This is a genomic window from Actinomadura pelletieri DSM 43383 (genome assembly GCF_003634705.1).
Taxonomy (GTDB): Bacteria; Actinomycetota; Actinomycetes; order Streptosporangiales; family Streptosporangiaceae; genus Spirillospora; species Spirillospora pelletieri.
In genome coordinates this window covers 286,297-307,841 of sequence record NZ_RBWU01000004.1, presented here as the reverse complement: position 1 = coordinate 307,841, position 21,545 = coordinate 286,297, and the positions used below count along the sequence as shown (strand labels likewise).

Below are 21,545 nucleotides of genomic sequence, written 5' to 3'. Positions count from 1 at the left end.
CGGTACGTCACCAGGGAGCACGTACGCGGGGCCGAAGTGGTTCAATTCCGAACCATTTCATGGGCGCCCGGCGGATCAGCCGACGACGATCCCACCGCCCTTGACCTGCACCGGGTACTCCTTCAACGGCTTGTCCGCGGGGCCGCGCCGCACGGAACCGTCCGCGATCGCGAACTCGCTGCCATGGCAGTCGCACTTGATCAGCCCGTCGGTCACGGAGCCGACGGTGCAGCCCTGGTGCGTGCAGACCGCCGTGAACGCCTTGAACGCGCCCTGGGTCGGCTGTGTCACCACGACCTTGTCGCCGCCGTAGATCTTGCCGCCGCCGACCGGGATGTCGGCGGTCTTCGCGATCTCCTTGCCCCGGAGTTCCTCCGTGGACTTCTCCCCGTCGCCGCCGCACCCCGCGAGCGTGGCCGCGCCGACGATTCCGGCGCCGCAGAGCACCGCACGGCGGCCGATCCCCTGTTCGTCAGTCATACCGGCCATGATCCTGGACGACGTTCCAGGTCGCGCGCCGACCCGCCCGTGAACGCGCAAGCCGTCCGAGCGTCCGGGTGCCGGGTGCGCTGGGTGCCGGGACGGGGCGTCCGTCCCGGAGGCCCTCCCCCTTCCCTTGGGAGGGCCTCCGGGATCAGCGGCCGACCCGCGGGTTCTCCCAGATGCCCGGGATCTGACCGGTCCCCTCTCCTGGAGGGAGGGGCCTACCGGCGCCTTTGTCCTGCTCTCTCTTCACCGCACGCGCCCGGCGGGCCGGACGGTTCGGCGAACCGCGAGCCTTCCCCGCCCGGACCCACGTGGGGTCACGAGAGGATCTTGCCGAGGAACTTGCCGGTGTGGCTGGCCTCCACCTTGGCGATGTCCTCGGGTGTGCCCGCGGCCACGACGGTACCGCCCCGGGACCCTCCCTCGGGACCCATATCGATGATCCAGTCGGCGGTTTTGATGACGTCCAGGTTGTGCTCGATGACGATCACCGTGTTGCCCTTGTCGACCAGCCCGTTCAGGACGCCGAGGAGCCTGCGGATGTCCTCGAAGTGCAGGCCGGTGGTCGGCTCGTCCAGCACGTACACGGTCCGGCCGGTGGAGCGTTTCTGCAGCTCGGACGCCAGTTTGACGCGCTGGGCCTCACCGCCCGACAGGGTCGGGGCGGGCTGGCCGAGCCGGACGTAGCCGAGCCCGACGTCGTTCAGCGTCTTCAGATGCCGGTGGATCGCGGTGACCGGCTCGAAGAACGTCGTGGCCTGCTCGATCGGCATGTCGAGCACCTCGGAGATCGTCTTGCCCTTGTAGTGGACCTCCAGGGTCTCCCGGTTGTAGCGGGCGCCGTGGCAGACCTCGCAGGGGACGTAGACGTCCGGCAGGAAGTTCATCTCGATCTTGATGGTGCCGTCGCCGGAGCAGTTCTCGCAGCGTCCGCCCTTGACGTTGAAGGAGAAGCGGCCCGGCTGGTAGCCGCGCACCTTCGCCTCGGTGGTCTGCGCGAACAGCTTGCGGATGTGGTCGAACACGCCGGTGTAGGTCGCCGGGTTGGAGCGCGGCGTGCGGCCGATCGGCGACTGGTCGACATGGACGACCTTGTCGAGGTGGTCGATGCCGTTGACGCGCTTGTGCTTGCCGGGGACGGTCCGCGCCCTGTTCAGCTTCTTGGCGAGCGCGTTGTAGAGGATGTCGTTGACGAGCGTGGACTTGCCGGAGCCCGACACGCCGGTCACGGCGGTGAGGACGCCGAGCGGGAACGACACGTCCACGTCGCGGAGGTTGTTCTGCTGGGCGCCCTTGACGGTGACCTCGCGGCCCCGCGTCCGCGGACGGCGGATCTCCGGAACGGCGATCTCGCGCCGCCCCGCCAGGTAGGCCCCGGTCAGGGAGCGTTCGGAGTTCTTCAGGTCCTCGACGGTGCCGGACACGACGATCTCGCCGCCGTGCTCACCGGCGCGGGGGCCGATGTCGACGATCCAGTCGGCGGCGGCGATGGTGTCCTCGTCGTGCTCGACGACGATCAGCGTGTTGCCCATGTCGCGGAGCCGCAGCAGCGTCTCCAGCAGCCGGTGGTTGTCGCGTTGGTGCAGACCGATGGACGGCTCGTCCAGCACGTACAGGACGCCGACGAGTCCGGAGCCGATCTGTGTCGCCAGCCGGATGCGCTGTGCCTCACCGCCCGCGAGCGTCGCGGACGCCCGGTCGAGGGTGAGGTAGTCGAGGCCGACGTCGAGGAGGAAGCCGAGCCGGGCGTTGATCTCCTTGAGGACGCGTTCGGCGATGTGCCGCTCCCGCTCGTTCAGCTCCATCGCCAGCAGGAACTTCGCGGCCTCCCCGATCGGCATCGCGGCGACCTCGGCGATCGACCGTCCGCCCATGGTGACGGCGAGCACCACCGGCTTGAGCCGGGCGCCCTGGCACGTCGGGCACGGGATCTCCCGCATGTAGCCCTCGTACCGCTCCCGGCTGGAGTCGCTCTCGGACTCGGCGTGCCGCCGCTGGATGTAGGGGATCACGCCCTCGTAGGACGTGTAGTACGAGCGCGTGCGGCCGTAGCGGTTCTTGTACCGCACGTGGACCTGGGTCTCGTGCCCGTTCAGGATCGCCTTGCGGGCCTTGGCGGGCAGCTTCTCCCACGGCGTGTTGAGGTCGAAGCCCATCGCGTCGCCGAGGGCCGACAGCAGCCGCAGGAAGTAGTCGCTCACATGCCCGTTCGACCACGGCTGGATCGCCCCCTCGCCCAGGGTCAGCTCCATGTCGGGGACGAGCAGTTCCGGGTCGACCTCCATACGGGTGCCGAGGCCGGTGCAGTCGGGGCAGGCGCCGTAGGGCGAGTTGAACGAGAACGACCGCGGCTCCAGCTCCTCGAACGACAGGTCGTCGTAGGGACAGTAGAGATGCTCGGAGTACATCCGGGTGCGGTGCTCGTCGTCCTCCGGCAGGTCGACGAAGTCGAGGACGATCGTGCCGCCCGCGAGCCCGAGCGCGGTCTCCACCGAGTCGGCGAGCCGCTGCCGCGCCGAGTCCTTCACCGAGAGCCGGTCGACCACGACGGAGATGTCGTGCTTCTCCTGCTTCTTCAGCTTGGGCGGCTCGTCCAGGCGGATCATTTGACCGTCGACCAGAGCCCGCGAGTATCCCTTGGCCTGGAGTTCGCGGAACAGCTCAAGGTACTCTCCCTTGCGGCCGCGGATCACGGGCGCGAGCACCTGGAAGCGGGTGCCGGGCTCCAGCTCCAGCACCCGGTCGACGATCTGCTGCGGCGCCTGCCTGCTGATCGGCCGGCCGCAGTCGGGGCAGTGCGGGTGCCCGATCCGGGCGTAGAGCAGCCGCAGGTAGTCGTACACCTCGGTGATCGTCCCGACCGTGGACCGCGGGTTCTTGCTGGTCGACTTCTGGTCGATCGACACCGCCGGGGACAGGCCCTCGATGAAGTCGACGTCGGGCTTGTCCATCTGGCCGAGGAACTGGCGGGCGTAGGCCGACAGCGACTCCACGTAGCGCCGCTGGCCCTCCGCGAAGATCGTGTCGAAGGCCAGGCTCGACTTCCCGGAACCCGACAGACCGGTGAACACGATCAAGGAGTCCCGCGGGAGGTCGAGCGAGACGTCCTTCAGGTTGTGCTCGCGTGCTCCACGCACGATGAGTCGGTCATGCACGGCGTTGTTCCGGTTCCTCTTCTGGGGCGCGGCGATGGGGAGAGACAGTCCGTCTCAAGGCTAGCCAGGGGGTGCGACAGAATCCGCCTGCCGGATTCCCCAAGGCCATAACAGCGGCGCGTGTCGCCGCATTTCACGATGGCCGCCGCCCGTCCGGGCGGCACTCTCGCACCGTACACGTGTTCGAACACCACTTGCCACCGGAACACCCGGACCGTCTGTGGCACGCCGCGGACGCGTGCGCCAGGATGTGCGACAGGATGGAGGCCCCACGGGGTCGAGGAGGAGCGCATGGATCGGCGTGTGGTCATCGATGAGCTGGATGCGGGCGTGGAGCGCATCGTCGGCACGCTGTCGGGGCTCGGCGACCAGGACATGCGCGCCCCGTCCGCGCTGCCCGGCTGGAGCCGCGGTCACGTGGCGACGCACATCGCCCGCAACGCCGACTCGCTGTGGAACCTGCTCGAGTCGGCGCGGACGGGCGTGGAGATCCCGCAGTACCCGAGCTGGGACGCCCGCAACGCCGACCTGGACGCGGGCGCCGGACGGCCTCTCGACGAGCTGGTCGAGGACATCCGCGCGACCGCGGCGCGGTTCTCCGATTCGGCTCGGTCGCTGTCCGAGGACACCTGGAACGTGCCGGTGAAGTCCATGATGGGCTGGCCGCACCCCGCCTGGTACACACTGTACCGGCGCTGGCACGAGGTGGAGGCGCACCACGTCGACCTCGCCGCCGGGTACGGGCCCGCCGACTGGCCCGAGACCTATGTCCGGTGGGCGTCGGGCAGCACCCTGACCGACATCGCGGCGCTGCCGGAGGGCAGGCTCGGCGAACTGGCCGGGCTCCGGATCACCGCGACCGACTACGGCGAGTCCGCCGACCTCGGCTGGACGTCCGGCGGGCCGGAGGCGTCCGGGTCGGGTCGGGCGCTGCTCGGCTGGCTGAGCGGCCGCAGCGACGGCGCGGGCGTGTCCCTGCGCCCGGACGGCCCGCTGCCCGTGCCGCCGCCGTGGCCGCACGAGCCCACCGGTTTCTGAACCCCGCCCTCCCCTGCCGCTCGGTCAGTCGTCGCCCGCGAGGCGGTGCAGGGCGTCCACCGAGCGGACGACGATCGCGTTGCGGGCGACGGTGATCCCGTCGCGGACGGGTTCCGCGGCGAGGATCTGCGCGACCTTGCGGCGGCCCATTCCGGCCCAGCGTCCCAGGTCCTGCTGGGAGAGGGGCACCTGGATCTGGACGCCGCCCTCGTCGGTCACGGCGTCCGGCGGGTCCGCCTTGACGGGCGAGCCGAACCGCGACGCCAGGCGCAGCAGCCGGGTCGCCAGGCGGCGTTCGGGGTCGTCGGGGAAGTGCGCGATCCGCAGGTCGTTGGAGTCGCGGAGCCGTTCGGCGAGGACGGCGGCGACGGCCCACACCGAGCCGGGGTGGGCGTCCAGGACGTGCCGGAACCGCGCGGCGGGCAGCACGAGCGCCTCCACCCGGGTCAGCGCCTCGACGTTGGCGTGCCGGACGCCGCCGTCCGCGGCCTCCAGCTCCCCCACCAGGTCGCCGGGTCCGAGGACGTCGAGGACGGCCATGTCGCCGTCGCGGTCCGCCCACACCCGCACCGCGCCGGAGCGCAGCACGAACACCTGGGACGCGCGGGTGTGCTCGCGCATCAGGAACGCGCCGGGTCTGATCACCACCGGGGCGCCCGCCCGCCGCAGTTCCTCCCGGGCGCGGACGGGCAGCGCGTCCCAGAACCGCGTGCTCTCCATCTCGCCTCCTCGCCGCCAGGGTCCAGTGAACGCGGCGCTGCGTCGATGGACTACGTCTTATGCCACATGTCGAGGTCTTGCGTCATGTCGAGGTCTTGTGTCGGTCGTCCTGTCACATGTCGAGTGATCGATCCGATGCGAGCCAGCTGTCGAGGGCGCGGACGCGGCGGACGCAGTCGTCGGCCGCGTCCCGGTCGCCGAGCGCGAGATGGGAGTCGCGCAGCAGTTCCAGGGCCCGCCGCAGGCCCCGCTGGTCGTCCATGTCGCGGCGGGTGACGATCTCGGCGTTGACGTGCTCGACCGCGCGGGCGTGCTTGCCGAGCAGCTGTGACGCGCGGGCCATGGTGTGCAGGGCGTACGCCTGTTCGCGGGTGTCGCCGAGTTCGGTGGCGAGGTCGAGGGCGCGCCGTCCGGTCTCCAGGGCCTCGTCGGCGTGGCCGAGGTCGAGGTGGATGGCGGCGAGGTGGACGAGCGCGGTGCCCTCGGAGTGCCGGTCGCCGACCTCGCCGAGGTAGCGCAGGGCCTCCAGTTCCCGTTCCAGGGCCTCCTGCGGGCGGCCGGCGCGGCGGAGCACGGCGGCGAGGGTGTCCTTCCCGACGCCGAGGCCGTACCAGTCGCCGCTGTCCTCGCGGATGCGCAGCGCCTGCCGCGCGGCGCGTTCGGCGTCCTCGGGCAGGCCGAGCCGCGAGTAGGTGCGGGCGAGGCTGCCGAGCGTCCCGGCCATGCCGCCCTGGGCGCCGAGCCGGTGCCACAGGTCGAGGGCCTCCAGGCCGAGGACGAACGCCTCCTGGTGGCGGCCGAGCCGGCGCATGACCACCGACAGGTGCTCCAGGTCGTGGGCCTCGCCGTGCTGGTCGCCGATCTCCCGCCGGATCTCCAGGGCCCGCAGCAGGTGCTCGCGCGACTCCCGGTACCGGCCGAGGCGCCAGTGGACGATCCCGATCTGCGCGAGCGCCTCCGCCTCGCCGTGCCGGTCGCTGGTGTCGCGGTGCAGGCGCAGCGCCTGCCCGCAGTAGGTGAAGGCCTCCGCGAAGTTCGCGGCGTCGCACATGAGCATGCCGAGCGTGGTGAGCGCGCGGGCCTCGCCGTGGCGCGCGCCGAGGGCCCGGTAGGTGCGCAGGGCCTGTTCGGCGTCCTTGCGGGCCATGTCGCGCAGGCCGAGCACGGCGTTCATGCGCGCGAGTTCCGTCAGGGCCTGCGCGGCGCCGTGCATGTCGGCGAGTTCCTGCCGGATGTAGAGGGCCTCCAGCGCGTGCGAGACCGCCTCGTGGACGTTGCCCTGCCGCCGGTGGACCTGCGCGACCGTGAGAAGGGTCTCGGCCACGCCCGGCTGGTCGTCGATCCGGCGCCGTACGCCGAGCGCCTCGGCCGCGTGGTCCAGCGCCCGCTCGTAGTCGCCGAGGCCCAGGTGCGCGCGGGCGAGGGTGTCGTGGCCACGGGCGATCCCGGCGTCCGCGCCGTCGCCCCCGCCTTCCGCCTCCTCGCGCAGGTTCGTGTGGATGGCCAGGGAGCGGCGCGCGCGTTCGATCCCCGTCAGGTAGCGGCCGAGCGCCAGGTGCACGTCGGCGAGGGTGGCGAGGGTCACGGCCTCCCCGTACCGGTCGGGCGGGTCGACCGCCCGGAACCCGCGCCGGGCGTCCTCCCCGTACCCGATGGCCTGCACGGAGTCGCCGAGCTCGAAGTGCGCCGTGGCGAGGTTGTGCAGCATGACGGCGGCCGCCGCCCAGTCCTCCTCGGCGCGGGCGGCGTGCAGGCCCGCCTGGTGGACGGCGATGTTGTCCTCGCTGTAGCGCCGGAACTCCTGGAAGTCGAAGAGGGCGTCGGCGAGTTCCCAGCACGTGCGGTGCAGGCCGAGCCGGGCGGCCTGGTGGACGGCGGCGACGAGGTTGCGGCGCTCGGACTCGAACCAGGCGAGCCCGGCGGCGCGTTCGGCCGCGTTCGCCGGACGGGCGGGCGTCTCCCCCCGGGGCACGGTGGGCCGGGGCCGCACCGCGAGCGCCGCTCCGGCCGCGCGCGCCTCGGCGAGGTAGCCGGCCAGCAGCCGCCGCTGCGCCGTCAGCAGCTCGCCGTCGGAGTCCTCCCGCAGCGCGCGTTCGCGGGCGAAGTCGCGCAGCAGGTCGTGCATCCGGTAGCGGTCAGGTCCGACGTCCCGGACGAGGTAGGCCTGCCGGAGGCCCTCCAGGCACTCGCGGGCGTCGGCGACCGTGCGGTCCTGGAGGGCGGCGAGCGCGGCGGGCGTGAAGTCGGGACCGGTGACGAGGCCGAGCAGGCGGAACGCCTCCCGCTGGTCGCCGCGCAGGCTGCGGTAGGCGACGTCGAACGTCGGGCTGAGCACGGCCTGCAGGCCCGGCCCGGACGCGCCGTGCGCCGCGCCCTCGCTCAGCCCGGCCCCCGTCAGGCCCGGCCCGTACGGCGGCGCGTCCTGCGCGTCCCGCGCGGCCAGCTCCCGGACGGTCGCGGCGATGGACTCGCCGGGGTTCTCGGCGAGCCGTCCCGCCATGACGCCGAGCGCCAGCGGCAGGTGCCCGCACTCCCGGACGAGCCGCTCGATCGCCCGGTGTTCGTCCCTGACGCGGGCGTCGCCGGGCCCGAGCACGCCCGCGATGAGGTCGACGGCCTCCTGCGTCGCCATCTCCCGCAGTTCCAGCGTGCGGATGTCGGCGCCGTCGAGGAGCGCGGGCAGTCGCCGCCGGCTCGTGACGAGCACCAGCCCGGACGTCACCGCGGCCAGCAGCGGTCTGATCTGCTCGGGCCGTGAGGCGTTGTCGAGGATCAGCAGCATCCGCCGGTCGGCCAGCAGCGACCGGCACTGCGCCTCCAGTTCCGCGGCGGCCCGGGGCAGCTGGTCGCCGGGCACCCCCGCGGCGCGCAGCACCTGCCCCATCGCCTCCGCGGGGGTGACGGGGTTGCGGCGGGTGCCGCGCAGGTCGGCGAACAGGACGCCGTCCGGGAACCGGTCGACGACCCGGTGCGCCCAGTGCAGCGCCAGCGTCGTCTTCCCGACGCCCGCCATGCCCTGGACGATCACGGCGCGCGGCCATTCGGACTGGCCCACCAGCAGGTCCAGCTTGCCGAGGCTGACGGCCCGGCCCGCGAAGTAGGGGTTGTCGGCGGGCAGCAGGACCTGCGGCGGGCTCTGCAGGCGGACCGGTTCGCGCGCCGCGATCCCGGCGCCCGACGCGGGTTCGGGCCGTTCCCGGCCGGGTTCGCGTTCGGCGGCGGGCCAGGCGGCGGGCCATTCGTCGCCCCACGGGCTCGCGGCGCGGCGCAGCCGTTCGGTGTCGAGCACGGTCAGCGGCCGTGGTCTGCTGTCGAGGATTCCACGGGCGCGCCACAGCCGGAACCACCGCACCAGCGTCTCCCGCGAGATGCCCGACCAGTTCGCCAGCTCCGCCTGGCTGAGCTTCAGCGGGATCCGCGTGCCCTGCCCGGGGCCGGGCTCGCCGAACCGGTGCGCCAGCTCCAGCAGGTGGTAGGCGAGGCGCTGCGGATGGTCGGCGGCCCGGACGGCGTGCCGGCGCCCGCCGTAGGTGACGCTCTCGGAGATGGCGTGCATCATCGCCTCGGCGACCTGCGGGCTGGCCGCGAGCAGGCTGCGGAACTTGCGGCGGTCGACGCGCAGCGCGGCGACATGGTCGAGCGCGGCGACCGTGCCGCGCTGCGGATGCCCCCACGGGCCGAGGACGCCGACGATGTCCCCGGCCCCGAACAGGTCGATGATCGACTCGTCGCCGTCGCTGGAGTCGACGAACTCCTTGGCGACCGCGTTGCTCGCGGCGCGCGGCGACGCCTTGAACACCACGTACACGGCGGGCGCGACCGACCCCTGGTGGCACAGCATCCCGCCGGGCGGGATGTCGGTGCGCCGGCCCATGGCGCGCAGGGCCTGCCGGTCGGTGGGGGCGAGCCGCTCCCAGAAGCTGCCGCGCCGGACGTCCAGGCTGAACCGAGTGGCGTGGGGGGCCGTCCCGCCGGGGGGAACGTCGTCGATCACCCGGTCACCCTCCCGCCATCGCCGCCGCCAGCGTCCAGAACAGGAAGAGCACCGAGGTGGCCGCCGCCCACGCGACGGCCTGCCAGGACAGCTCGCCGCAACGATGCGCCGCCGACAGCAGCCGACGCAGTTCCCCGTCGCGGACGCGGTCGTCCAGCGCGGTCGCGGACCCGAACGGCGTCCACGGCACGCCCGGGTCGACCGGGGAGCCGGTGCGGCCGCGGACCTCGGCGAGCACCGACACCAGCGTCCGCTGGGACCGGACCGCGTACGACGCCGAGATCACGAACGCCGTGGCCAGGACCGGGAGCAGCGCCAGCGCGGCGAGGCCCGGGACGCCCGCCGCCAACCGGGACGCGGTCCCGGCCAGGACCAGCGCGAGGAACACCGCCGCGATGGCCGAGTCCCGGCCGCAGAGCCGGACCAGGGTGCAGGCGTGCTGGAGGATGTCCTCCGGCGTCTCCCTGTCCGGTCCTGGGCGGAATGCGGTAACCAACCCTTCACCGTCCTCACTCACCTGATCTTCCAATGACCATGGTGCGCCCACAAGCCGGAAGTTTCCGTCCGCGAACGCACGGTTCGGCTGCGTCTGGTGACTCATTCCGCCCTCGTGCCGGATCTCGCGGAGATCACGGTGGCCGATGCTGGAAGATGGTCACCGCAACGATCGACGGGAGGACTCCTTGACCTACACCGGCAACGTCGACGTCGGCGGCCGTCCCGACGTCCGGGAACTGCCCGGCCTGACGGTCACGAAGGTGGCGGTCGGTCCGTACGACAACAACGCCTACATCCTGCGCTGCGCCGCCACCGGCGAGCAGTTGCTCATCGACGCGGCCAACGAGGCGTCCCGCCTGCTGGAGCTGATCGGGGACGGGCCGCTCGCCCGGATCGTCACCACGCACCGCCACCAGGACCACTGGATGGCGCTGAGCGATGTGGTCCGCGCCACCAGCGCGCCCGTCGTCGCCCATCCCCGCGACGCCGAGGCGCTGCCCGAACCGGTCGCCGAGCCCGTCGAGCACGGCGACACCGTCCAGGTGGGCGACGCGACGCTGGAGGTCGTCCACCTGCGCGGCCACACGCCCGGATCGATCGCGCTGCTGTACGACGCCGGGGGCGAACTGGCCGACCGTCCGCACCTGTTCACCGGCGACAGCCTGTTCCCCGGCGGCGTCGGCAACACGTGGGGCGACCCGACGCGTTTCACGCAGTTGCTCTCGGACGTCGAGGAACGCGTCTTCGACCGGCTCCCGGACGCCACCTGGTTCTATCCCGGTCACGGCAAGGACTCCACGCTGGGTCGCGAGCGTCCCTCGATCCCCGAGTGGCGCTCGCGCGGCTGGTGATCCCCGCCTCCCGCACGGAACATCAGGTCACGGGTGTTCGTTGCTTCAACCACACTTCGGGCCGATACCAGGAGACGACCATCCACGAACTCCAAGCGGTGGACCCGGGACCTGTCCTGAGCTACCCGGCGGGCTCCCTGGTTCTCGTCGCCGGGCTGCCGGGGGCGGGAAAGACGACCCTCCTCGACCGGCTGTACGACCTGGACGGGGACGAGACGCTCCCCGTCCCGGCCGGCGACGTCCTGGTGATCGACTCCCGGCAGGCCCGCAACTGGTGGGCCCGGGGCCTGCGCTTCCTGCCCGCGCGGGTCCGCACGCCGCTCATCCACACCACCCATGTGTGGCGGATCGCCCGCGCGATCGTCGCCGGCCACGGCGTCGTCGCGCACACCCGCGGCACCTGGCCGCACATCCTGCACTTCTTCGCGTGGCTGGCCCGGCGGCGCGGCAACCGGCTGCACCTCATCCTGCTCGACGTGGACCCGGCCATCGCCCGCGCCGGGCAGATCGCCCGCGGCCGGATCGTCACCGCCGCGACGTTCGCCCGGCACTGCCGCCGCTGGCGGCCGCTCGTCGACCGGGCCCGCGACGGCGATCCGCTCCCGCCCGCGTCCGGTGTGACCGTCCTGGACCGCGACGCCGCCGACAGGCTTCGGACCATCCACTTCACCTGACCCGCGTCACCCGACGCCGTCCCGGCCCGTCCCGGCGTTGCTACCTCCGAGGTACATGAGGGTTCGTTCCGGTGGATGAGGCGCTGCGGGGGCGCGTTCGCCTATAAACGGAATCATGACGATGCCACGACTGCCGCGCGAGGATCTGACCGCGGCGATGGCGGCCCGGCGGGAGCTCGGCCCCGACTACGACGACGCCTTCATCGAGACGGTCGTGGACCGCATCCAGGAGGCCCTCGACACGCGTACTCCCGCCGCCGCGCCGCGGGCCCGTCCGGTGGCGGAGCCCGCGCGCGGCCGGCAGGACCACAGCCTGGCGATGGCGGTGCTGTCGCTGCTGGCCGCCATCCCGTTGAGCGCCATCGCCGTCGTCAACGCCGGTCTGCCGGGTCTGATGTTCGCGCTGCTCGCGATCGTCCTGGTGAACGTCACCTACACGTTCCGGCCGCGCTGACCGCGCGCCCGGTCGCGCCGACCGCTCACCCGCCCGGCTCGGGGTCGCGGGGCAGGCCGAGGAGACGCTCGGCGATGATGTTGAGCTGGACCTCGGTGGTGCCGCCGTAGATCGTCATCGCGCGGCTGAACAGCGTGGCACGTGCCAACACGCCACTGTCGGCGAGCGGCACCTCGGTGGCGGCCACGGTGCCCTGCGCGGCCCAGCAGTGGTCGGCGACGTCCTGGTTGAACTGCACGCCGAGGAGTTTGCGGACGCTGGCCTCCGCGCCCGGCTCGATGCCGTTCAGCTGCTTGAGCGTGGTGCGCAGCCCGAGCAGGTCGATCGCCTGGCCGCGCGCGACGAGCCCGCCGGCCTCGACCATCGCGACGGGGTCGAGGTCACGGCCCCGGAGGAACTTCAGCAGCTCGGGAACGCCCATGCCCAGCGAACCGCCGGTCGACAGCGACACCCGCTCGTTGGACAGCGTGTGCCGCGCGACCTCCCAGCCCCGGTTCACCTCGCCGACGACCCGGTCGTCCGGGACGAACACACCGTCCAGGAACACCTCGTTGAACAGGGCGTCTCCGGTCAGCTCGCGCAGCGGGCGGACGTCCACGCCCGGGGACCTCATGTCCACCAGGAAATAGGTGATGCCGTCGTGCTTGGGCGCGCCCGGGTCGGTCCGGGCGATGCAGAAGCCCCACTCGGCTCGCCGCGCGAACGACGTCCAGATCTTCTGGCCGGTGAGCCGCCAGCCGCCGTCGACCCGCTCGGCCCGCATCGTCAGCGACGCGAGGTCGGATCCCGCGCCGGGTTCGGAGAACAGCTGGCACCAGATGATGTCCCCGCGCAGGGTCGCGCGCAGGAACGTCTCCTTCTGCTCGTCGGTCCCGTACCGGACGAGGGACGGGACCAACCACCGCCCGATCGCCAGGTTCGGTCCCCTGATCCCGGCGGCCTTCAGTTCCTGCTGGATGAGGATCTGCTCGACGGGCCCGGCCGCGCGGCCCCACGGCTCGGGGAGATGCGGAGCGGTCCATCCCTCGTCGCCGAGTCTGCGGTGCAGCTCGGCCCTGTCGTCGATGGCGGCCAGCCCGGCGATGTCGGCCCGGACGCGTTCGCGCAGCGGCCGGAACTCATCGTCCAGTTCCAGGACGACCTCGCGGCGGCCGCCGTCCAGCGCGAGCGCCGCGACCCTCGCCGCCCAGTCCGCGGACGGTCCGAGCAGTGCCCGCAGCGTCATGGCGCGACGCAGGTAGATGTGCGCGTCGTGCTCCCAGGTGAAGCCGATGCCGCCGAGGATCTGGATGGCGTCGCGGGCGGTCCGCACGCCCGCGTCGGCGGCGACTACGGCGGCGACCGCGGCCGCGAAACCGGCGTCGGGGGCGCCCTCGTCCAGGGCGCGGGCGGCGTCCCAGGCGGCGGCGCGGGCCTGCTCCAGCGCGGTGAGGGCGCGGGCGGCCTTGTGCTTGACGCCCTGGAACTGCCCGATCGGACGGCCGAACTGCTCGCGGACCTTCGCGTACTCGGCCGCGGTCGTCACCAGCCACCCGGCGAGACCCGCCGCCTCGGCGCCGAACAGGGCGGCGGCGATGTCCCGGACGTGCCCGGCGGTGACGCCGCCGAGCACGCGGTCGGCGGTGACGGTGACATCGGTGACCTCGACCGTGGCGACGCGGCGGGTTCTGTCCAGGCTCGCGACGGGCGTGACCGTGACGTCCGCGGCGTCGACGGCGACCCACCGCTCGCCGCCGTCCACCGGCAGGACGATCACGTCGGCGAGCGCGGCGCCGAGCACCGTCTCCGCCGTTCCGGACACGACGAGCGCGTCACCGTCGCCGCGGGCGGTCATTCGGGTGTCGGCGCCGCCCGCGTCCAGCGCGACGGCGCCGGTCATCGACCCGCCGGCGAGCGGGGGCAGCAGTTCCCCGCGCGCCTTCGCGTTGCCGGACGCGTCGATCACGGCGCTCGCGAGGACGGTCGGCAGGAACGGGCCGGGCGCGGCGGCCCGGCCCAGTTCCTCCAGCGCGACCGCCAGTTCCAGGAGGCCGTGACCCTGGCCGCCGTGCTCCTCACCGAGGTGCAGCCCGAGCAGGCCCTGGTCGGCCAGGGCGGGCCAGAACCCGGGCCGGGTCTCCCGGTCCGCGTCCAGCGCCGCCCGGACGGTCGTCGCCGCAACGTGTCGCTCGGCGAAGCCGCGGACCGCGTCCGCGAGCGCCTCGTGTTCCTCGGTCAGCCCCATGCCCATGCGTCGACCCCTTCTCTCCCCGCACCGCTGAGCGTCATTCTAGAACACGGTTCGGTTATGGGAAGGGCAAGCCGCGCGCGGTTACGCGTCGCGTGTCGCGGCGGCGTCCGCGTCCGCGGCGTCGACGGCCTCGTTCGAGGTCGACGCGCCGGCGGCGGGCGCCCTCCCTCCGGCGGCGAGGCTGGCGACCGTGGTCGCGACGAGCGTTCCGGCGATCACCGCGAGGGACACCCAGATCGGAATGTCCGGAGCCCAGGAGACGCCGTACTCGTGCAGCGCGTGCAGGACCAGCTTCACGCCGATGAAGCCGAGGATGAACGCCAGTCCATGACCGAGGTAGACCAGCCGGTCGGTGAGCCCGCCGAGCAGGAAGTACAGCTGGACGAGCCCCATCAGCGCGAACGCGTTGGCGGTGAACACCAGGTACGGCTCGGTGGTCAGCCCGAAGATCGCGGGAATGGAGTCCAGCGCGAACAGCACGTCCGTGGACCCAATCGCGATCATGACGATGGCGAGAGGGGTGAACAGCCGGCGCCCGCCGCGCTTGGTGGTGAACCGGGACCCGTCGTACTCCTCGGCCGTCGGGATGATGCGCTTGGCCCACCGCAGCAGCGCGTTCTCCTTGAACTCGTCCTCGTCGCCGCCGCGGACGAGGCCGATCGCCGTCCAGATGAGGAACGCGCCGAAGATGAAGAACACCCAGGTGAACGTGGAGATCGCCGCGGCGCCGACCGCGATGAACAGGCCGCGCAGCAGCAACGCGATCACGATGCCCGCCATCAGCACGGTGTGCTGGGCGTGCTTCGGCACGGCGAACCGGGCGAGGATCACCATGAACACGAAGAGGTTGTCGACGCTGAGGCTCTTCTCGGTGACGAAGCCGCCGAAATACTCCCCGGCGTACCGTCCGCCGGCGAACAGCCAGACCCCGACGCCGAACAGCACGGCGAGGCCGATGTAGACGGCCGACCAGAACGCGGCGCGCCGCGTCGTGAACTCCCGCGTGTCGTTGCGGTGGATGAGGAACAGGTCGGCGGCGATGACGGCGAGGATCGCCGCGATCGTGAGCCCCCAGACCAGGGGTGAGACGGACAAGGCGGTGCCTCCAGCGGACACGAAAGAGCGCCGGAGGTCTCTCCCGCCCCGGGCGACGCGCTCGCCTGCAGGGCCGCGGAACCCGGGTCGGTACGGACCGACCGTATTGACGGGAACCGTGTGTGGGGATACTCCCCTCCATTACCTCCTTCAACGCGGAAGGGCCGCCGGAGGTTCCCTACCTGGAGAGATTCGTCAGCGGCGGGCCGGAACCAGTTCCCGATAGACGTCCGCGAGCTGGTCCACGGCGTCGTCCTCGCCGGGCAGCAGGGCCGAGCGCCGCGCGGCGGCCGACGCCAGCCGGGCCGCGAGCGCCGGATCGTCCAGGACACGGCTCACCGCGCGGTCCAGCGCGTCCGGATCACCCGGCGGGACCAGCAGCGCCGCCTCGCTCTCCGGGCCCTGCAACAGCGGCCCCGCACCGTCCGCGGCGGCGGGCCGCTCGTCCGCGCCGACCATGCCGGGGATCCCGCCGACGCGGGTGGCGACGAGCGGCCGTCCCGCCCGCAGGATCTCCTGGACGACCAGCGGCTGCCCCTCCCACACGCTCGGGACGACCGCCACGTCCGACGCGGCCAGCAGCCCGGCGATGTCCGACCGGCGTCCGAGCAGCCGGACGGGCAGGTCCTCGGCCTCGATGCGGGCGCGCAGCTCCTCCTCCAGCGGACCGTCACCGACGATGGCGACGAGCGGCGGCGGGGTGCGTCCCGTCCAGGCGCGCGACGCGTCCAGCAGTGTCGGCAGCCCCTTCTGGTGGGCGAGCCGCGCGACGGTGAGCACCAGCGGCCGCTCCCCCACGCCCAGCTCCGCCCGCAGGTCGGCGCGGACCGCCGGGCCCGGCGGAGCCTGCGGCGCCGGCGCCGGAATGATCGCGTGCCCCACCGACCGGGCACCGAGATCCCGCATCCGCCGCTCCAGGTCGGGCGACACCGCGAGGACGCGCGCCGCGCCGCGCGCCACGACCCGCTCCAGCCCGGCGTGGACGACGGCCGTCCGCCCACCCGCGATGAGGGCGTTGTGCAGGGTGACGACCAGCGGCGGCCCGCCCCCCGCCAGACGCAGCGGCCCCGGCGCGATCCGCGCGCACGCCGCCACCGCCAGGGCCCCGGCCCGCAGCCCGTGCGCGTGGACGACGTCGGCGCCGCGCAACAGCGACCGCAGCCGCGCCACGGCCCTGGCGTCACGCGCCGGGCGGGGCCGGTCGGCGAGATCGACCTCGGCGAACCGGACGCGCCCGTCACCGGCGCCGGCGAATCCGAACAGCTCCTCGGCCGACACGGGCCCGCACACCACCACCTGCGCGCCGCGTCCGGCCAGGCCGTCGGCGACGGACCGGACGTGCTTGCCCACGCCGCCCGCGACGGTGCCGAGGACGAGCGCGACGCGCAGACCGTCCAGATCCCTCTTGTCAGACATGGGGTGTGACCCTCCGGCTCAGGACGGCGCGCAGGTCACGGCCGTCGATCACGAATGCGATGACCAGGAAGACCACGGCGGCGGCGACCGCGGCGAGCAGCCCGGTGCCGACATTGCGCAGTTCCCCGGTCGCGCCGGGCCCGCCCGTCCCGAGCAGCGCGGCGGTAGCGTAACCCGCGGCGGCGCCCGCCGCACCGCCCGCCAGGCCCGCCGCCAGCGCGCGCGGAATCCCCGCCACCGACGCGGCGCCCCTGGCGCGCAGCAGCGTTCCCAGCAGCAGCGCGCCCGCCACGGTCATCCCGGCGGCGTTGCCCGCGCCGAGCGCCGCGACGACCCACTGCCGGTCGGCGGTCCACACGAGCGCGATGTCCGCGACCATCACGACGAGCCAGCCGGTGACGATCGCGGCGGCGCCCATCCGCCCGCGATGGCAGGCGTACAGGACGCGACCGAGATGCGCGATGAGCCCGTATCCGACCAACCCGGGCGCGAACGCGAGCACCGCGCGGGACAGCACCTCCTGCTGGTCCGGGTGACCGGGGTTGAACACCGCGCCGATCGGGACGGCGACGGCCGCGAGCGCCGCCGCGCCCGCGCACGACACCAGGACCACCGCCCGGGTCGTGGACGCGGTGATCCGGTCGAACCGGTCGTCCTCCCCCGCGCTGATCCGCGCGGACAGCGTCGGGAACGCGCTCGTCGCGATCGGCACGGCGAGGATCGCCCATGGCAGCAGGTAGATCGCCCACGCGTACTGGTAGTTGGCGAGCGCGCCGCCCGTGCCCTCGTAGCTGAGCCGGACGACCAGCAGCGCCGACACCTGCTGGGCCGCGACGGTCGCCAGGCCCGCGACCGCGAGCCGCCGCACGCGCGGCGCCACCCCGTCCGGGAACCGCAGCGTGGGACGCAGCCGGAGCCGCAGCCGCCATGCCGCGATCCCGGCCGTGACCGCCATCGCGACGCCGCCGAACGCGGTCCCGATCGACAGGGTCAACTCCGCGTCCAGCGGCAGACCGGCCAGGTCGTTCTCGTGACCGCGACCGAGCGGCGCGTAGACGACGTACGCGACGATCACCACGACGCTCGACATCAACGGCGCCAGGGCGGGCGCGACGAAACGGCGGTGCGACTGCAACAGCCCGTACAGGACGACCGCGACCCCGTACATCACCATCTGCGCCGACATGATCGCGAGCATGGTGGAGCCGACGTCCACGATGTCGCCGCGCGCACAGCCCTTGAGATCGCGGCCGACCAGCAGCTCCATGATCGGACGGGAGCCGACCGCCATCAGCGCCGACAGCGGCACCATCAGCACCACGATCCAGGTGAGCAGCGCCGACGCGATACGGCGGACCTGCTCGCGGTCGCCGCGTTCGGCGGGCCCGGCGAGGACCGGCACGACCATGCCGGCGAGCGCGCCGCCCGCGACGATCTCGTAGACGATGCTGGGGAACTGCGTCGAGGTGAAGTACGCCTGGCTGAGGCACGACGTGGTGACCGTCTGGGAGAACGCGTACGTACGCCCGAACCCGGCCAGCCGCGACAGCACCGTGATGACGGCGATGACGACGGCCGCGCCGGCGAGGCCGCCGGTCAGGCGGCGAAGGGCGGTGGCACGGTTCGGCGGTGACACGCTCGTGAAGGTCTACCGGGGGGACGGGTCGGCGGCGGCGCGGCTAGGCGGGCGACGACCGGAACGCGTCATCGGTGCCGGGCTTGCCCTGTTCGTCGGCGGCGGATGTGCGCTGCTCGTCTGTCTCGGACGCCGGGGCGGGCGCCGGGGCGGGCACGGCGACGGGACGGCGGCCGAGCATGTCGACGCGGTTCAGCACCGGATTGCCCGCGATGACCTTGGTGAAGCTGACGAACTCGCTGGCCACGTTCAGCCCGGTGATCCCCGCGAGGACGGCGAGACGCGGCCCGCGGCCGAGCCGGGTCGCGGCGAGGCCGAGCAGGGCGCCGAGCGCGTTGGCGCCGGTGTCGCCGAGCATCGCGCGCTCACCGAGGTCCTCGGGCAGCAGCGCGGCGGCGGCGCCGAGCGGCGCGGCCACGACCGCCGCCCCGGACCGGCTCAGCGCCAGCGGCGCCCCGGTGAGGAGACCGACCTTGACGGCCCGTCCGGGCCGCAGGTCGAACAGGTTCATCAGGTTCGCGCTCCCGGCGATGATCGCGCCGTTGAGCAGCGTGTCGACCGCGCGTCCCGACCGGGACGGGGCGGGCGACCCGGCGAGCGCGGCGGCGGCCAGCCCGGTCGCGCCGATGCCGAGGATCTTGACGGAGCCGCTGGTGACCTCACCGCGGGCCAGGGCCTTCAGATGACCCTTGAACCCCCGGGACGAGGCGGACCCCGCGAGGTCGTCGTACCCGCCGAGCAGCCCGGCTCCGGCGCCCGCGAGCAGCGCGGCGGCGCGGGTGCGGCCCCCGGCGCCGGGCACCAGCAGCCCGCCCGCGGCGGCGCCCGCGACGAGCGCCGGGCCCTCCAGCAGCGTCACCGGCTCACCGCGGTGGTTGGTGCGACCCCACACCTCCTCGCCCGGCAGCCCGTTCAGGCCCGGCGGCCGCCGGGTCAACGCGGCGTACGCGGCGCGCGCGGCGACGGCGCCGAGCCCCGCCCCCACCAGCAGCCGCGCCGCCCTCGCCGAGGGAATGTGTGTTCTCATCAGAAGGTCACCCGTTCTTCCCCGCCTCGGGCGCGGGCGATGGCGCGTAGCCGCTCGTCCCGGCGCCCGTGCCGTACTGGCCGGACTTGCCGCTCATCTCGTTCTGCAGCGCCAGGATCGTCACGACCTGCCCGGACGCGGAGTCCACCACGTCGATGGCGGAGACCGAGTCCTTGGTGTCGGAGTCGCGCAGCGCCGCGATCAGCCCGCCCTCCTGCGCCGAGGTCGGCGGGCCACCGACGACGGTACCGCGCCCGGCGGCGTCGAGTGCGGACGCCAGCGAGATCAGCGCCTTGTTGTCGTCGCCGCCGCCGTCGTAGGCGTACGCGCTGGCGGGCGCGACCACCACGGCGAGGGTCGCGTGCTGCCCCGGCTTGCCGCTGGCGGTGATGTACCCGGCCTGGGTGAAGGCGTTCAGGACGGCTCCGCCCGCGGCGTCCTCCCGCCCGGACCTGGCGGGATCCTTGGTGACGAGGGCGGCGGCGAGCACCGCGCCCGCCTTGTCGTAGGCGGTGGCGCCCTCGGGGTACTCGACGCCGTCGGGCTTCAGCTGGGTGGCGAGTTCGTCGACCGTGGTGCGCTGGTCGTCGTCCAGGAACTTCTTCTGGACGGTCACGCGCCCGGTGACGGACGCGCCCGCGTCCTTGGCGAGCTCGCCGATCCGCTCGATGCCGTCCTCGCCCGCGCCGGGCGTCTCGACGAGCACCAGGGACTGGCCCCGCAGCCGGTTCAGGACGATCTGCGGCGCCAGCACCTGGGCGAACTGCTCCTGCCCGTTCATCCGGTGCTCCAGCTGCCGCTGCTGGGTGCGGGCCTGCTGGGCGGTCTTGGCCGCCGAGTTCGCCTGCTGGCGCAGCGTCTCGCTCACCGAGTCCGACAGGGTGGTGGAGCCGAGCACGATGCCGAGCGCCAGCGCGAGGAAGATCGCGACGATGGAGACGAGGTGATAGCGGAAATCGATCACGTGAAGAGTCCGGTCAACCAGAAGACGAAGGCGTGCCAGCGGTCGGCGAGCAGGGGACTGATGACGTCCCCCGCCGGTGACATGGCGACGGCGGTGACGATGGCGACGACCGCGCCGAGGACGAGGAACAGCAACGACCAGGTGGAGATCCGGCTGCGGTAGAGGCGGCTGACGCCCTTGGCGTCCACGAGTTTGCTGCCGACCCGCAGCCGGGTGAGGAACGTGCTCGCCATCCCGGCGCGGCCCTTGTCGAGGAACTCCACCATGTTGGCGTGCGTGCCGACCGCGACGATCAACGTGGCGCCCTTGTCGTCGGCGAGCAGCATCGCGATGTCCTCGCTGGTGGCGGTGGCGGGGAACGTCACCGCCTCCTGCCCGAGGTCGTGCACCCGCTTCAGCCCCGGCGCCCGGCCGTCCCGGTAGGCGTGCACGACGATCTCGGCGCCGCAGGTCAGCGCGTCGTCGGACACCGAGTCCATGTCCCCGACGATCATGTCGGGACGGTAGCCGGCCTCCATCAGCGCGTCGGCGCCGCCGTCCACGCCGATGAGGACGGGACGGTACTCGCGGATGTAGGGCCGCAGCGTCGCGATGTCCTCACGGTAGTGGTAGCCGCGCACGACGATCAGCGCGTGCCGGCCCGCGAGCTTGGTGGTGACGTCGGGGACGCCGACACCGTCGATGAGCAGGTCGCGCTCGCGCTTGATGTACTCCATCGTGTTGGCGACGAACGCCTCCAACTGGGTCGCGAGCCCGGCCTTCGCGTCGGCCAGCGCCGCCAGGACGCTCTCGGGCGTCTGCTCGGTGCCCTTGGCGACGACGTCCTCGCCCTTGTTCGTCACCTTGTGCACCACACGGCCCCGGACGCGGACCTGGTCGCCCTCCTGGAGCCGGGTGAAGATCTCCGGGCCGACGTCGTCCACGAGCGGGATGTCGGCGTCCAGCAGGATCTGCGGCCCGAGGTTCGGGTAGCGGCCCGAGATGCTCGGCGCGACGTTGACGACGGCGCCGACACCGCACGCCACCAGCGCCTCCGCGCTGACCCGGTCGAGGTCGACATGGTCGATCACCGCGATCTCACCGGGCTGCAGTCGCTTGGTGAGATTCTTGGTGCGACGGTCGAGCCGCACCGTGGCACTGACACCGGGCAGGCCGTCGTCGCGGGCCAGGCCGAGCGTGAGGACGCGCCTCTTGAGCACGTGCCTGGGCAGCCGGTCGGCCAGCCGGACGCGCCGCTCTGTCGTGGGTGACGGCTCGTTCATCACCTGCCATCCTGCCAGAGCACGGGGGCCGATACTGGAAACGGC

General features: G+C 73.1%; 16 protein-coding genes. 4 read left to right on the top strand and 12 right to left on the bottom strand.

What is annotated here, in order from left to right; translation table 11 throughout:
• Positions 1 to 75 precede the first annotated feature (75 nt).
• Together BZB76_RS19325 and uvrA are read right to left on the bottom strand one after the other, a co-directional pair.
• Positions 76 to 480 (bottom strand): Rieske (2Fe-2S) protein, encoded by a 405-nt coding sequence (locus tag BZB76_RS19325; RefSeq protein ID WP_170180682.1) that lies wholly within the window; start codon positions 478 to 480, stop codon positions 76 to 78.
• Between the two features lie 323 nt (positions 481 to 803).
• Entirely contained in the window at positions 804 to 3,641 is a 2,838-nt protein-coding gene (gene uvrA / locus BZB76_RS19320; RefSeq protein WP_121435798.1) for an excinuclease ABC subunit UvrA, read from the bottom strand.
• A gap of 291 nt (positions 3,642 to 3,932) precedes the next feature.
• Here uvrA and BZB76_RS19315 point away from each other — a divergent pair, with 291 nt between their 5' ends.
• Positions 3,933 to 4,679 (top strand): maleylpyruvate isomerase family mycothiol-dependent enzyme, encoded by a 747-nt coding sequence (locus BZB76_RS19315; RefSeq protein WP_121435797.1) that lies wholly within the window; start codon positions 3,933 to 3,935, stop codon positions 4,677 to 4,679.
• 24 nt (positions 4,680 to 4,703) lie between these two features.
• Here BZB76_RS19315 and BZB76_RS19310 read toward each other — a convergent pair whose 3' ends face one another.
• From BZB76_RS19310 to BZB76_RS19300, 3 genes are all read right to left on the bottom strand, one after another.
• Positions 4,704 to 5,399 carry a Crp/Fnr family transcriptional regulator gene (locus tag BZB76_RS19310; RefSeq protein ID WP_121435796.1) on the bottom strand — a complete coding sequence of 232 codons (696 nt, stop codon included), beginning with the start codon at positions 5,397 to 5,399 and terminating at the stop codon, positions 4,704 to 4,706.
• Positions 5,400 to 5,511: 112 nt separating this feature from the next.
• Positions 5,512 to 9,393 carry a tetratricopeptide repeat protein gene (locus tag BZB76_RS19305; RefSeq protein ID WP_121435795.1) on the bottom strand — a complete coding sequence of 1,294 codons (3,882 nt, stop codon included), beginning with the start codon at positions 9,391 to 9,393 and terminating at the stop codon, positions 5,512 to 5,514.
• A 4-nt stretch (positions 9,394 to 9,397) separates the two neighbouring features.
• The gene (locus BZB76_RS19300) at positions 9,398 to 9,889 is read right to left on the bottom strand and encodes a hypothetical protein (RefSeq protein ID WP_121435794.1); all 492 of its coding nucleotides are present in this window, start codon (positions 9,887 to 9,889) and stop codon (positions 9,398 to 9,400) included.
• Positions 9,890 to 10,076: 187 nt separating this feature from the next.
• Between BZB76_RS19300 and BZB76_RS19295 the strand changes: the two genes are divergently transcribed.
• From BZB76_RS19295 to BZB76_RS19285, 3 genes are all read left to right on the top strand, one after another.
• A complete protein-coding gene (locus BZB76_RS19295; protein ID WP_121435793.1) occupies positions 10,077 to 10,742 on the top strand; it encodes an MBL fold metallo-hydrolase in 666 nt (221 codons plus the stop codon).
• Positions 10,743 to 10,840: 98 nt separating this feature from the next.
• Complete coding sequence (locus BZB76_RS19290) at positions 10,841 to 11,416, top strand: AAA family ATPase (protein WP_121436211.1); 576 nt, start codon at positions 10,841 to 10,843, stop codon at positions 11,414 to 11,416.
• A 115-nt stretch (positions 11,417 to 11,531) separates the two neighbouring features.
• Complete coding sequence (locus BZB76_RS19285) at positions 11,532 to 11,870, top strand: hypothetical protein (protein ID WP_121435792.1); 339 nt, start codon at positions 11,532 to 11,534, stop codon at positions 11,868 to 11,870.
• A 25-nt stretch (positions 11,871 to 11,895) separates the two neighbouring features.
• On the opposite strand, the gene BZB76_RS19280 is transcribed toward BZB76_RS19285, so the two are convergent.
• The 7 genes from BZB76_RS19280 to steA all read right to left on the bottom strand — a co-directional run bounded on the left by BZB76_RS19280 (position 11,896) and on the right by steA (position 21,500).
• Complete coding sequence (locus BZB76_RS19280; protein ID WP_121435791.1) at positions 11,896 to 14,100, bottom strand: acyl-CoA dehydrogenase family protein; 2,205 nt, start codon at positions 14,098 to 14,100, stop codon at positions 11,896 to 11,898.
• 81 nt (positions 14,101 to 14,181) lie between these two features.
• Positions 14,182 to 15,195 (bottom strand): TerC family protein, encoded by a 1,014-nt coding sequence (locus BZB76_RS19275; protein ID WP_121435790.1) that lies wholly within the window; start codon positions 15,193 to 15,195, stop codon positions 14,182 to 14,184.
• Positions 15,196 to 15,390: 195 nt separating this feature from the next.
• Positions 15,391 to 16,611, bottom strand: a complete 1,221-nt coding sequence (locus tag BZB76_RS19270) for a glycosyltransferase family 4 protein (protein WP_211343078.1) — start codon at positions 16,609 to 16,611, stop codon at positions 15,391 to 15,393.
• A complete protein-coding gene (murJ, locus tag BZB76_RS19265; protein WP_121435789.1) occupies positions 16,604 to 18,247 on the bottom strand; it encodes a murein biosynthesis integral membrane protein MurJ in 1,644 nt (547 codons plus the stop codon). The genes BZB76_RS19270 and murJ overlap by 8 nt, the downstream gene beginning before the upstream one ends.
• 43 nt (positions 18,248 to 18,290) lie before the next feature.
• A complete protein-coding gene (locus tag BZB76_RS19260; protein WP_246007051.1) occupies positions 18,291 to 19,274 on the bottom strand; it encodes a hypothetical protein in 984 nt (327 codons plus the stop codon).
• A gap of 7 nt (positions 19,275 to 19,281) precedes the next feature.
• The gene (locus BZB76_RS19255; protein WP_121435788.1) at positions 19,282 to 20,238 is read right to left on the bottom strand and encodes a copper transporter; all 957 of its coding nucleotides are present in this window, start codon (positions 20,236 to 20,238) and stop codon (positions 19,282 to 19,284) included.
• Positions 20,235 to 21,500 (bottom strand): putative cytokinetic ring protein SteA, encoded by a 1,266-nt coding sequence (gene steA / locus BZB76_RS19250; RefSeq protein ID WP_121435787.1) that lies wholly within the window; start codon positions 21,498 to 21,500, stop codon positions 20,235 to 20,237. Before steA ends, BZB76_RS19255 begins: the two co-directional genes overlap by 4 nt.
• Positions 21,501 to 21,545 lie beyond the last annotated feature (45 nt).